The sequence below is a fragment of the Streptomyces sp. NPDC024632 genome (assembly GCF_055559175.1).
Map to the genome: position 1 here is coordinate 207,038 of NZ_JBVHLD010000011.1, position 12,745 is coordinate 219,782.

Annotated in this window: 8 protein-coding genes; 2 read left to right on the forward strand and 6 right to left on the reverse strand. The window is 73.6% G+C overall.

The window, feature by feature from the left end:
• Window positions 1-136: 136 nt before the first annotated feature.
• Both ACZ37P_RS23820 and ACZ37P_RS23825 read right to left on the reverse strand, forming a co-directional pair.
• Window positions 137-2,965 (reverse strand): putative bifunctional diguanylate cyclase/phosphodiesterase, encoded by a 2,829-nt coding sequence (locus ACZ37P_RS23820; protein WP_355348113.1) that lies wholly within the window; start codon window positions 2,963-2,965, stop codon window positions 137-139.
• Between the two features lie 419 nt (window positions 2,966-3,384).
• A complete protein-coding gene (locus ACZ37P_RS23825) occupies window positions 3,385-4,329 on the reverse strand; it encodes a 2-hydroxyacid dehydrogenase (RefSeq protein WP_467348574.1) in 945 nt (314 codons plus the stop codon).
• 92 nt (window positions 4,330-4,421) lie between these two features.
• Between ACZ37P_RS23825 and ACZ37P_RS23830 the strand changes: the two genes are divergently transcribed.
• Window positions 4,422-5,414 carry an aldo/keto reductase gene (locus ACZ37P_RS23830; RefSeq protein WP_355348110.1) on the forward strand — a complete coding sequence of 331 codons (993 nt, stop codon included), beginning with the start codon at window positions 4,422-4,424 and terminating at the stop codon, window positions 5,412-5,414.
• Window positions 5,415-5,568: 154 nt separating this feature from the next.
• A complete protein-coding gene (locus ACZ37P_RS23835) occupies window positions 5,569-6,732 on the forward strand; it encodes a PQQ-dependent sugar dehydrogenase (protein WP_467348576.1) in 1,164 nt (387 codons plus the stop codon).
• 15 nt (window positions 6,733-6,747) lie between these two features.
• Here the strand turns inward: ACZ37P_RS23835 and ACZ37P_RS23840 are convergent, their stop codons facing one another.
• From ACZ37P_RS23840 to gatB, 4 genes are all read right to left on the reverse strand, one after another.
• The gene (locus tag ACZ37P_RS23840; protein ID WP_467348507.1) at window positions 6,748-9,759 is read right to left on the reverse strand and encodes a helix-turn-helix transcriptional regulator; all 3,012 of its coding nucleotides are present in this window, start codon (window positions 9,757-9,759) and stop codon (window positions 6,748-6,750) included.
• A 161-nt stretch (window positions 9,760-9,920) separates the two neighbouring features.
• Window positions 9,921-10,142: a hypothetical protein gene (locus tag ACZ37P_RS23845; RefSeq protein WP_355348101.1), complete on the reverse strand. Its 222-nt coding sequence runs from the start codon at window positions 10,140-10,142 to the stop codon at window positions 9,921-9,923.
• A 161-nt stretch (window positions 10,143-10,303) separates the two neighbouring features.
• Complete coding sequence (locus ACZ37P_RS23850; RefSeq protein ID WP_467348508.1) at window positions 10,304-10,984, reverse strand: hypothetical protein; 681 nt, start codon at window positions 10,982-10,984, stop codon at window positions 10,304-10,306.
• A 224-nt stretch (window positions 10,985-11,208) separates the two neighbouring features.
• Window positions 11,209-12,717, reverse strand: a complete 1,509-nt coding sequence (gene gatB, locus ACZ37P_RS23855; RefSeq protein WP_355348095.1) for an Asp-tRNA(Asn)/Glu-tRNA(Gln) amidotransferase subunit GatB — start codon at window positions 12,715-12,717, stop codon at window positions 11,209-11,211.
• Window positions 12,718-12,745 lie beyond the last annotated feature (28 nt).

The window sequence follows — 12,745 nt, forward strand, 5'->3', positions numbered from 1 at the left end:
TCGTGCCGTGAGGCAAGCGAGGGGAGCGCGTCGGTGCGTGTGCGAGGCTGTACGGCCTCGGTCAGCCGACGCGCTTTCCAAGTACGAGAATTCGGGTGCGCATGGCCTTGACCTTCCTCCCGGACCCCGGCGGGTGTCAAGCCGGTGGGACACGCGTCTCAGTATTTGAGCGACGCGAGGGCAGCGGAAGTCCGTTCGATGTGACCTGTTCACGGGGTGTTTCCCGCGGTACGGGATAGCCGCCGCGGGTCAGCGAGCCGCGCAGCCGGTGCTCGTCCAGCGGCCCCGAGAAGGCCATGCCCTGGCCGTGCGTACAGCCCATGTCGCGCAGGACGTGCAGCTGCTCGGGGCGGTCCACACCGTCGGCGACGCTGCCCACGCCCAGGTCGTGGGCGATCCGCAGCAGACCGCGGGTGATCTTGTGCAGCCGGGCCGACTCCACGACGCCCTCCACGAAGCAGCGGTCGAGCTTGACGAGGTCGACGGGGAGTCTGCGCAGCGCGATGAGCGAGGCGTAGCCGCCGCCGAAGCCGCCGAGCGCGATCCGTACGCCCATCCTGCGCAGCGCCGACAGCCGCCGTTCCAGGTCGTCCAGGGCGATCCGGGGGTCGCCGCCCGCCAGCTCCAGGACGAGGCCGCCGGGGGGCAGTCCGTGCCGGGTGAGCATGGTCTCGATGCCGGACACGGGGAGGTCGCGGTGGAGCAGGCGGTGGGCGGGGAGCCGGACGGCGACGGGGACGGTGTGACCGGCCCCGTACCGCAGCGCCGCCTGCTCCACCGCCTGTTCCAGCAGCCACCGCCCCAGCTCTAAGGAACGGTCGGTGTCCTCGGTGGCGCGCAGGAATTCGGCGGGAGTGAAGAGGATGCCCTGCGCGGACCGCCAGCGGGCCTGCGCCTCGACGGAGGTGACCCGGCCGCTGTCCAGTTCCACCACGGGCTGGTGGAGCAGGGTGAACTCGCCGTCGTGCAGCGCCTTGCGGAGCCGACCGGCCAGTTCGGTGCGGCGGACGACGTCGGCCTGCATCTGCGGTGCGTAGACCTCGACGCGGCCCTTGCCCGCCTGCTTGGCGCGGTACATCGCCAGGTCCGCGTTGCGCATCAGCTCGCCGGGGGTGGCGCCGGGTTCGGCGAAGGCGATGCCGATGCTGGCGGCGACCCGTACCTCGCCGCCCTCCACGCGGTACGGCTCGCAGAGCACCGACCGCAGGCGTTCCGCGATGTCGAGGATCTGGAACTCGCGCTCACGCGGGTCGGCGCTGGCGCCGCAGACCAGGGCGGCGAACTCGTCGCCGCCGAGCCGGGCCGCGGTGTCGCCGGAGCGCAGCGCGTCCCGTATCCGCCGGGCGGCCTGGACCAGCAGTTCGTCGCCCGCCTGGTGGCCGACCGTGTCGTTGACGGCCTTGAAGCCGTCGAGGTCGACGTAGAGCAGGGCGGCGTGGGCGTCACCGGCCCTCCGGCCGCTCAGGGCGCGGGTGACGCGCTCGGTGAACAGCGCGCGGTTGGGCAGGTCGGTGAGCGGGTCGTGCGAGGCGTTGTGCTGCAACTGGGCCTGGAGCCTGACGCGTTCGGTGACGTCCCGGCTGTTGAAGATCAGGCCGCCCTGGTAGCGGTTGACGCTGGACTCGACGCTGAGCCAGCAGTCGTCGGCCATCGAGCCGTCCTGGTTGCGGGTGTGGCCGGAGCGGATGCGGCACTCGATCCTGGTGGCGGGTTCGTCGCCGGGCGGCGCGGCGAGGAATCTGCGGACCTCGTGGACGACGCGTCCCAGGTCGTCGGGGTGGATGTGCGCGGCCAGTTCGGTGCCGACCAGTTCCTCCGGGTCGCGGCCGTAGACGCCCTGCGCGGCGGGGCTGACGTAGCGCAGCACTCCGGTGGGCGCGGCGATCATGATGACGTCGCTCGACCCCTGGACCAGGGAGCGGAAGTGGTTCTCCTTCTGGGCCAGTTCCTGGGTGAGCGAGATGTTGTCGAGCAGCATGATGCCCTGGCGTACGACGAGGGCGAGGACGACGGTGCAGCCGGTGAAGAGGACGACGCGGTCGCACTTCTGGCCGGTGATCACGTTGTAGAGGATGCCGAGGGTGCAGACGGCGGCGGCCAGATACGGCGTGAGGGCGGCGAGCGAGCCGGTGACCTTGCGGGTCGCGGTGGCGGTGCGCCGCACCGGGTCGGTGCGGGTGCCGGTCCACGGCGCGTACGCCAGCAGCATGCTGCCCGCGAACCAGCCCGCGTCGAGGATCTGGCCCGAGCGGTAGTGCTCGCGCAGGATCGGCGAGGTGAACAGGGCGTCGCACAGCACGGTCATGGCGAGCGCGGCGATGGCGGTGTTGACCGCGGCGCGGTTGGCGGCCGAGCGCCGGAAGTGCAGGGCGAGCACCATGCTGACCAGGACGATGTCCAGCAGCGGGTAGGCCAGCGAGAGCGCCATGCGGGCGGTGCTCGGGCCGTCCCAGGCCGCGGTGTGGGCGAGCGCCAGGCTCCACGACAAGGTGAGCAGCGAGCCGCCGATCAGCGACGCGTCCAGCGCCAGGCAGACCCAACCGGCTCTGGTGACCGGGCGTTTGGCCAGGACGAGCAGGCCGATGATGGCGGGCGGCGCGAACATCAGGAAGCAGAAGTCGGCGGCGGAGGTCTGCGGCACCGGGCGGCGCAGCACCACCTCGTACCAGCCCCAGATGCCGTTGCCGAGCGCGACCATCGCGGAGGAGACCGCGAACAGCAGCCAGGCGGGGCGGTGTTGGCCGCAGACCTTGCGCGCGTAGACCAGCGAGGAGACGGTGGCGGTGGCCGCGGCGGCGGAGAGTCCGAAGTCGCCCATGACCAGGGCGACTTCGCTGGAGCCCCAGCCGAGCACGGCGCCGGTGGTGTAGCCGCCGCACAGGACCGCGACCAGGAGTTGGGGCAGCAGGCCCGCCCGGCCGCCGCGCGCCGAAGGGCGGGCGAGCACCGCCCCGGTGGAGCTCACCGTGCGGTCCGGTGTCGTCGGCGCGGGCCGAACGGCCGCGGTGTGCTGCTCAGTACGGCGCTCTGGGCCCGCGCGCTGGAGTGACCGGAGTGAATCCATCGGCCGTGCATCGCCCGTCGCCCCCCTTCACTTGCTCGTCGTTCACATCACCGTGGCCGTCCCTCCCGGCCCCGGTGAGTCCCCCGATCGGGACGATACACCAGATCCGTCACTCAGGGACATAGTTCCTCTACTCAGCGTAACCACAGGGAAGATGGCGGACGCGCGTGCGGTCGCCGCGTGCCGAAGGGCCGTCCTCCCCCGTGCTGTAGGCGTGCCCGTCCCGCCTCACGCATACGCGTCGGCCGCGCCCCGACGGCCGTGCGCGGGACGTCTCGGTCCGCCCATCGGCCGGTCGGCCGGTCGCTCGGCCAGCCGGGTCAGCTCGTCGCGACGACGTTCTCCAGCGGTTCACCGGCCGCGAAGCGTACGAGCTGCTCGCGGATCAGCCGCTGGGCGCGCGGCAGGAAGGCCGAGGTGCTGCCGCCCACGTGCGGGCTGATCAGCACGCCCGGCGCGTGCCACAACGGGTGCCCCGCGGGCAGCGGTTCGGGGTCGGTGACGTCGAGCGCCGCGGTCAGCCGCCCCGCCCCGGTCTCGGCGAGCAGCGCCTCGGTGTCGACGACCGGGCCGCGCGCCATGTTCACCAGCAGCGCGCCGTCCTTCATCCGGGCCAGGAACTCCGCGCCGGCCAGACCGCGGGTCTGCTCGGTCAGCGGAGTGGTGAGCACCACCACGTCGGCGGACGGAAGGAGGCGCGGCAGCTCGGAGAGGGCGTGCACCGGTCCGCGCGGCGCGTTCCTGGCGCCGCGCGCCACCCGCACCACCTCGCACTCGAACGGGATCAGCCGCTCCTCGACGGCCGCGCCGATCGAGCCGTACCCGACGATCAGCACCTCGCGGTCGGCGAGCGCCGGGTAGAAACCGCCGTGCCACTCCTCGGCGTCCTGGCCGCGCACGAAGCGCGGGATGCCGCGCAGCGAGGCGAGGACGAGCGCGAGGGCGAGTTCCGCGGTGCTCGCCTCGTGCACCCCGCGCGCGTTGCACAGGCTCACGCCGGGCGGCAGTCGCTCCAGGTGCGGCAGGATGTGGTCCACTCCGGCGCTGAGCGTCTGCACGGCGCGCACCCCGGTCATCCGCGCCAGCGGCAGCGCTCCCGCGGTCGCGCCCTTCATGTAGGGGACGACGTAGAAGGCGGCGTCCGCCGGGTCGGCGGGGAAGTCGCCGTCACCGTCCCAGAAGACGTACTCGAAGGCGTCGGGCAGTCCGTCCACGCCCTCGGGCGGCACGGAGAGCCACACCTGGGGACGGCGGTCTCGGGTCATGTCGTTCATGGTCAGGAGGCTATGACACAGTGGGGCGGCGGCTGGGATCGGTCCGGCGGATCACGAACGGCCCTTTGAGGGAGGACGGTCGGGTGGAGCGCAGGACAATCGGTGCAGCAGCTCTCGAAGTGGGCGCCGTGGGCCTGGGATGCATGCCGATGAGCTGGGCGTACAGCACCTCGCGCCAGGACGGCGAGACGTCGCTGCGGGCCGTGCACACCGCGCTCGACACGGGTTCGACGCTGCTGGACACCGCCGACATGTACGGCCCGTTCACCAACGAGCTGCTGCTGGGGCGGGTGTTGAGGGAGCGGCGGCGCGACGCCTTCGTCTCCACCAAGTGCGGGCTGCTCGTCGGCGAGCAGCACATCGTCGCCAACGGCCGCCCCGGGTACGTCAAACGCGCCTGCGACGCGTCGCTGCGCCGCCTCCAGACCGACGTCATCGACCTCTACCAGCTCCACCGCGTGGACGCCGAGGTGCCCATCGAGGAGACCTGGGGCGCGATGGCGGAACTGGTCGCGGCGGGCAAGGTGCGGGCGCTCGGCCTGTGCGCGGTCGGCGCGCGCGGCAACCGCCGCACCGGCGCGCACCTGCACGACGAGACGATCCGGCACCTCGTACGCGCCCAGCAGGTCTTCCCGGTCAGCTGTGTGCAGGCCGAGCTGTCGGTGTGGGCGGCCGAGGCCCTGGAGTCGCTGCTGCCGTGGTGCGCGGCGCGCGGGATCGGCTTCATGGCCGCGATGCCGCTGGGCAACGGCTTCCTCACCGGCACGCTGACGCCCGGCGGCGGTTTCGAGCCGGACGACCTGCGCGCCCGGCATCCGCGCTTCACCGCCGAGATGATGGCCGCCAACCAGCCCGTGGTGGCGGGACTGCGCCGGGTGGCCCAGCGGCACGACGCGACCGCCGCCCAGGTCGCCCTGGCCTGGGTCCTCGCCCAGGGGCCGCACGTCGTGCCGGTCCCCGGCGCCAAGTCGGCCCGCTGGACGGCCGAGAACGCCGGGGCCGCGCGGCTGCGGCTGACCTCGGAGGACCTGTCGGAGATCGCGGAGCTGCCCGCCGCGCGCGGCTCGTGGGACTGACGCGGGTCTGCCGTGCGGCCCCGGCGGGTACGGGTGATCGGCGGGCGGGACGCCGCTCGCGTGTGATGTGCTGGGGCGAAACGAGGGAGTGAGCGCCGTGAGGTCTTGGAGCGCAGTGCGCCGCGGGCCGGTCCGCCGGACGGCGGCCGGGACCATGGCCGCCGTGGCCGTACTCGTCCTCGGCGGCTGCTCGTCGGACGGCCCGAATCTCGTCACTCCCCGGCCGTCGGGCAGTGGCGCCTCGCCGTCCGCGCCCTCCCCGAGCGGCGGCACGGCCGGGACCACCGCGCCGCCCGCCAGCCCGTCGGAGTCCGCCGCGCCCGCCAAGGGCACCGCGAAGGTGACCGGCACCGTCGCCTCCGGGCTCGACACCCCGTGGGGCGTCGCGACGCTGCCGGACGGCACCATGCTGGTCGGCTCCCGCGACACCGGCCGGATCGTCCGCGTGGACCCGGTCAAGAAGACCACCAGCGCGGTCGGCACCGTGCCCGGCGTCCAGGCGGGCGGCGAGGGCGGGCTGCTCGGCCTCGCGGTCTCCCCCGACTTCGGCTCCGACCGGCTGGTCTACGCGTACTTCACGACCGCGTCGGACAACCGCATCGTCCGCATGCTGTACGACACCTCGCACGCCGAGGGCCAGCAGCTCGGCGCCCCCGACACGATCCTGCGGGGCATCCCCAGCGGCACCATCCACAACGGCGGGCGGATCGCCTTCGGCCCCGACAAGATGCTGTACGCCGGGACCGGCGAGACCAACCAGCGCGGGCTCGCGCAGGACAAGTCCTCGCTCGCCGGGAAGATCCTGCGGATGACGCCCGACGGGCAGCCGCCCAAGGACAACCCCACGCCCGGCTCCCTCGACTACTCCGACGGCCACCGCAATGTGCAGGGCCTGGCCTGGGACGACAAGGGCCGCCTGTGGGCCTCGGAGTTCGGCCAGGACACCTGGGACGAGCTGAATCTCATCGAGCCCGGCAAGAACTACGGCTGGCCGGTCGTCGAGGGCATCGCGCACCGCGCGGGGTACGTCGACCCCGTCGTCCAGTGGCACACCGACCAGGCGTCGCCCAGCGGGATCGCCTACGCCGCCGGGTCCATCTGGATGGCCGCCCTCCACGGCGCCCGCCTGTGGCGCATCCCCCTCGACGGCGTCCACGCCGCCGCCGCGCCGCAGTCCTTCTTCACCGGCGCCTACGGCCGCCTGCGCACCGTCGTCGCCGCCGACGACGGCACCTTGTACCTGACGACCAGCAACACCGACGGTCGCGGCACCCCCGCCAAGGGCGACGACCGCATTCTGCACCTCACGGTGAGCTGACCCGCGCGGGCGGCGTCAGGACGCCGCCGGGGCGAAGAGGTTCAGCCGGTGGGCCAGCGCGGCGGCCTCACCGCGGGTGGACAGCGAGAGCTTGGCGAGGATGTTGGAGACGTGGACGCTCGCCGTCTTGGGTGAGATGAACAGGACTTCGGCGACCTGACGGTTGGTGAGGCCGTCGGCGACCAGGCGGAGCACGTCGCGTTCACGGGCGGTGAGCCCGAGGGATTCGACGGGGTCCGCGGCGGGGGGCGCGGGGCTGTCCAGGGGCAGGCGACCGCGCTGGGCCAGTCGGGTGATCCGGTCGCGCAGGGGGCGCGCGGCGAAGGCGTCCGCCGTCGCGTACGCCTGCGCGAGCAGGCACCCGGCCTCCTCACGGCCCTCGGGCCCCGCGGCAAGCAGCGCCTCGGCGTGCCGGTGGCGTACGGCGGCCAGTTCGTACGGCCGTTCCTGGCGGGCGAAGGCGAGCGCGGCGGCGGCCCACAGGTCGGGCTCCGTACGGCCTTCCGCGCGGGCCAGTTCGGCGTCGACCACCAGGGCGTACGCCTCGGCGAGCGGCGTCGGCCGGGACAGCTCGCGGGCGGCGGCGCGGATACGTTCCAGGACGCGCGGTTCGGCGGCGCCGTCGGCCTCGGCGGCGGCTCCCGCGGCGAGCAGGGGCCAGGCGAAGCGGGTGGTCCCGGTGGCGAAGCCCGCGTCGATCGCGCCGAGGAGTTCGCGGCGCGCGTCGTCGAACCGGCCCTGGGCCAAGGCCAGTTGGAGCGCCAGGGTGCGGCTCGGGATGAGGTGCTGCGGCTGCGTGTCGTGGAGGAGACCGGACCGGGCGGCGGCCTGGTAGCGGACGGCGGCCTCGGTGTCGCCGAGCAGCAGGGCGAGGAATCCGTGGTGCATCTCGATGCCCGCGCGCGGATACGAGCCGTCGGCGTACCGCAGCGCCTCGGCGAGGGCGACGGCGGCCTCCGCGTACCGGCCGAGCGAGATCAGCGACTCCCCCTCGTTGGTGAGCAGCCACGAGCGGATGCCGAGCGAGACGCGCGCGCCGATCAGCCGCTGGCCCTCGCGGGCGACGGCGACGGCCTCGCGGGAGCGGCCCGCGCCCTCCAGGACGGAGGACAGATTGCCGTAGGTGCGGGCGATGGCGCCGGGCACCGCGTGGTCGCCGCTGAGCAGCCGCCGTACCTCCTCGACCTCCGCGATGCCGCCGTCGATGTCACCGCCGTCGGCCTGGAGCAGGCCGAGGGTGACGCGGGCGTGCAGTTCGGTGTCGCGGGCGCCGGCCTGCCGGGCGTACTCGACGGCGCGGCGCCCGATGTCGATGCCCTCGGCGCCGGATTTGTGCACCATGATCCAGCTCGCGATCATCGTGAGGACCTCGGCGTGCGCGGCGGACGGCGGCTGGCCGCGGACCAGTTCGCGGGCGCGCGACAGCTCGTCCCAGCCGTCGCCGCGGCCCAGCGCCTCGGTGACACGGGAGCGCTGCGCCCAGAACCAGGCGGCGCGCAGCGGGTCGTCGCCGCTGTCGTCGCGGTCCATCAGCCGCAGTGCCCGCTTGGCCATCGCGTGCGCGCGTTCCCGCTCGCCGCCGAGCCGGGCGGCGACGGTGACCTCGGCGAGCAGGTCGAGCAGGCTCAGCGGGGTGTCGGGGTGGCAGCCGCACGCCGGGTACGCCTCCGCGTAGTCGGCGGGCCGCAGCTCGGCGCGGGTCTCCTCGGGGGCGTCGTCCCACAGTTCGAGCGCGCGTTCCAGCAGCCGGTACTGCTCGGCGTACGCGTGCCGCCGCCTGGCCTCGACGGAGGCGCGCAGGACGGCGGGCAGCGCCTTGGCCGGGTCGTGGGCGGCGTACCAGTAACTGGCGAGCCGCGCGGCCCGCTCGTCGGCGCGGACGAGCGTCGGGTCGGCCTCGACGGCCCGCGCGTACCGCCGGTTGATCCGGCTGCGCTCGCCGGGCAGCAGGTCGTCGCCGACGGCCTCGCGGACCAGGGAGTGCCGGAAGCGGTAGCCCTCACCGCTGTCGGAGGGCAGCAGGATGTTGGCGCCCACGGCGGTGCGCAGCGCGTCCAGCAGGGCGTCCTCGTCCAGTCCCGTGATGGCTTCGAGCAGCCGGTACTCCACCGTGCTGCCGCCTTCCGCGACGAATTTCGCCACCCGCTGGGCGTCGTCGGACAGCGCCTCGACGCGGACCAGCAGCAGGTCGCGGAGGGATTCGCTGATGCCGGTGGCGCAGCCGCGGGTGATGCTGCACGCCAGCTCCTCGACGAAGAAGGGGTTGCCGTCCGAGCGGGTGAAGACCTCGTCCACGACGGCGTCCGCGGGCTCCGCGCCGAGGATCGACGCGAGCTGACGGCGCACTTCGGCGCGGCTGAAGCGGGGCAGCTCGATGCGCTTGACGGTCCGCAGCCGGTCGGTCTCGGCGAGGAAGGGCCGCAGCGGGTGCCTGCGGTGGATGTCGTCGGCGCGGTAGGTGCCCGCGATCAGCACGCGGGCGCGCTGGAGCGAGCGGAAGAGATACGCCAGCAGCTCGCGGGTGGAGCGGTCGGCCCAGTGCAGGTCCTCCAGGACGACGACGAGCGTACGGTCGGCGCCGAGCCGTTCCAGCAGGCGGGCGGTGAGCTCGAAGAGGCGGACCCGGCCGTCCTCGTCGTGCGGGTCGCGCGGCAGGCCGCCGCCGGATTCGGCCAGCTCGGGCAGCAGCCGGGCCAGCTCGGCCTCCTGCCCGGCCGCGGCGGCCGTCAGCTCGGCGCCGAGCGCCCGGTACAGGGCGCGCAGCGCCGTCGAGATCGGGGCGAACGGCAGTCCGTCCGCGCCGATCTCCACGCAGCCGCCGACCGCGGTGACCGCGCCGGCCGCCCGCGCGGCGGCCACGAATTCCTCGGTCAGCCGGGTCTTGCCGACCCCCGCCTCCCCGCCGATCAGCACCGCCTGCGGCTCCCCCGCCGCCGCGGCGGCCAGCGCGGCGCCGAGCTTCGCCAGTTCGGCGTCACGGCCAATGAACTCGGGACTCAGCGACTGCGTCTGCACGCTGCCGAGCATCGCACGCCCACGCCTTCTCCCGACACCGATTACCCGGGCGGCGCCTTGCCCATCCCTCCCGCCGGGCGCGGGAGAGGGGCCGCCCGCCGGGGGCGGCCCCTGCGCCCGCGCACCCGGCAGCGCGGTCGCGGTGGTCCGGGCCGGCGCCGGGTGCGGCGCAGTCATGCGGCTTGGTGGCGGGCTCGGCCGCGGGACGGGCGCGGGGAGGCGGGGGCCTCCGCGGCCGAGTCCGCCTCGGTGCCGGTGCGGGCGGCGGTCCTGGTGGTCCTGCGGTTCCTGCGGGCGGCGTCGCGGGCGGCCTTGGCGTCCCGGGCCAGCCGCCAGGCGTCGGCGCGGTGCTGGAGGTCGTCACGGCGGGCCTGCTGGAGTTCGTAAGCGAACATCGGTCTCTCCCCTTGGATGATGTGCTTGTTCCGCTGCCACAAGCTTCGTCTCCAAGGGGGTCCCGCCACATCGGGCAGTTGCCGCAACTCTCGGCCCCAGGGGGCCTTAGACGGCTGCCCCGTACGGGGTGCGGGTGCCTTAGACGCTCACCGCGCGGGGGTCAGGACGCGGGGACCGTAGGGAGGTCGGCGAACACGTCGAACCACATGGCGCCCGCGATGAGCAGGCCGATGAAGGCCAGGACGACACCGCCCCAGGCGAGCGCCTGGCTCCAGTGGCCGCGGGCGGCGCGGGCCCGGGAGGCCGGGTGCAGCAGCACTCCGCCGCAGACGATCAGCGCGACGACCGCGAAGATGCCGTTGACCAGGGCGATCGCGTGCCAGGGCGTGCCGTATCCGGCGGCGATCTGCTGCTTGGCGGTGCCGCTGGACGTCTTGATCTGGCCGATCAGGCCCTGCCGCTGGGAGACGACGTTGCTGAGCCAGGTGCCGGTGAGCGAGGACAGCGCGAGCGCGGCGCCCGCGACGGCGGCGGCGCCGGTCACGATGGCGGAGGCGGCGGACGGCGCCGCGGGCTCCGCGGCGAGGGCGTCGTCCTCCTCCTCGTCGTCGGCTCCGTCGCCGATCACCTCGTAGTCGGTCTCGTCCACGACTTCGAGGTCGGCCGCGGTCTCCGCGGCGGGGGTGCCGGGCTTCTCCTGCGCGGACGCGGTCCCGGTCCCGGTCTCGGTCCCGCTCTCGGTCCCGGTCCCGGTCCCGCTCTTGGTCCCGGTCTCGGTCCCGCTCTCAATCCCGCTCTCGGTCTCGGCGTCGGTCACTGTGGGGGGCTTGGTGGTCTCCATGGTCCGCACCGTAGGGATGCTTTCTGAGAGCGGACTGAGAGCCGTCTGAGAGTGCCCGCCTCAACCTGTGAGATCCACTGTCCACATTCCGGCCGGACACGGCCGAGGCCGCCCCCGGCGACGTGAGCCGCCCACGGCGCGAAGGGACCGCCACGGCCGAGGGCGGCCCCCGCCACCGGGAACCGCCCTCGTATAACCGTCCGGCACGCGCGGGCGGCCTGGCCTCAGCCCTGCACGCCCAGCTTCTCCAGCACCAGCTCACGGACCCGCTTCGCGTCCGCCTGCCCGCGCGTGAGCTTCATGACGGCGCCGATCAGCGCGCCCGCCGCGGCCAGGTTGCCGCCACGGATCTTGTCCGCGATCGCCGCGTTGGCCGCGATGGCCTCGTCCACGGCCGCGCCCAGGGCGCCGTCGTCGGACACGACCTTCAGGCCGCGCTTGTCGACCACCTGGTCGGGGTCGCCCTCGCCCGCGAGAACGCCCTCGATGACCTGGCGGGCCAGCTTGTCGTTGAGGTCGCCCGCCGAGACCAGCGCCGCGACCCTGGCCACCTGCGCCGGGGTGATCGGCACATCGGCCAGCTCGGTGCCGGACTCGTTGGCGTGCCGGGCCAGCTCGCCCATCCACCACTTACGGGCCGCCGCCGCGTCCGCGCCCTCGTCGATGGTGGCGAGGATCAGGTCGAGCGCGCCCGCGTTGAGCACCGACTGCATCTCGTGGTCGGCGATGCCCCAGCTCTCCTGGAGCCGCTTGCGGCGCAGCCGCGGCAGCTCGGGCAGCCCGGCGCGCAGCTCCTCGACCCAGTCACGGGCCGGGGCGACCGGCACCAGGTCGGGCTCGGGGAAGTACCGGTAGTCCTCGGCCTCCTCCTTGATCCGGCCGGAGGTCGTCGACCCGTCCTCCTCGTGGAAGTGCCGGGTCTCCTGGAGGATCGTGCCGCCGGAGGACAGCACCGCCGCGTGCCGCTGGATCTCGAAGCGGGCCGCCCGCTCCACACTGCGCAGCGAGTTGACGTTCTTGGTCTCGCTGCGGGTGCCGAACTTCTCCCGCCCGTGCGGGCGCAGCGACAAGTTGACGTCGCAGCGCATCTGGCCCTGCTCCATCCGGGCCTCGGACACGCCCAGCGCCTTGATCAGCTCGCGCAGCTCGGCGACGTACGCCTTGGCGACCTCGGGGGCGCGCGCGCCCGCTCCCTCGATCGGCTTGGTGACGATCTCGATCAGCGGGATGCCCGCGCGGTTGTAGTCCAGCAGCGAGTGCGAGGCGCCGTGGATCCGCCCGGTGGCGCCGCCGACGTGCAGCGACTTGCCGGTGTCCTCCTCCATGTGGGCGCGTTCGATCTGCACCCGGAAGACCTCGCCGTCCTCCAACTGGACGTCCAGATACCCGTTGTACGCGATCGGCTCGTCGTACTGCGAGGTCTGGAAGTTCTTCGGCATGTCCGGGTAGAAGTAGTTCTTCCGGGCGAAGCGGCACCACTGCGCGATGTCGCAGTTGAGCGCGAGGCCGATCTTGATCGCGGACTCCACGCCGACCGCGTTGACCACCGGCAGCGCGCCGGGCAGGCCAAGACAGGTCGGGCAGGTCTGCGAGTTGGGGTCGGCGCCCAGTTCGGTCGAGCAGCCGCAGAACATCTTGGTCCTGGTGCCCAGCTCGACATGGACCTCGAGGCCCATCACCGGGTCGTACGACGCCAGCGCGTCCTCGTAGGACAGCAGCTCCGTGACGGTCACAGTTCCCTCTACCTTCTCAGTCCGTCCG

Coding starts and splice junctions, on each gene's coding strand:
- ACZ37P_RS23845 (WP_355348101.1), bottom strand. CDS start 10,142: ATGTTCGCTTACGAACTCCAGCAGGCCCGCCGTGACGACCTCCAGCAC.
- ACZ37P_RS23835 (WP_467348576.1), top strand. CDS start 5,569: ATGGCCGCCGTGGCCGTACTCGTCCTCGGCGGCTGCTCGTCGGACGGC.
- ACZ37P_RS23850 (WP_467348508.1), bottom strand. CDS start 10,984: ATGGAGACCACCAAGCCCCCCACAGTGACCGACGCCGAGACCGAGAGC.
- ACZ37P_RS23825 (WP_467348574.1), bottom strand. CDS start 4,329: ATGACCCGAGACCGCCGTCCCCAGGTGTGGCTCTCCGTGCCGCCCGAG.
- ACZ37P_RS23840 (WP_467348507.1), bottom strand. CDS start 9,759: ATGCTCGGCAGCGTGCAGACGCAGTCGCTGAGTCCCGAGTTCATTGGC.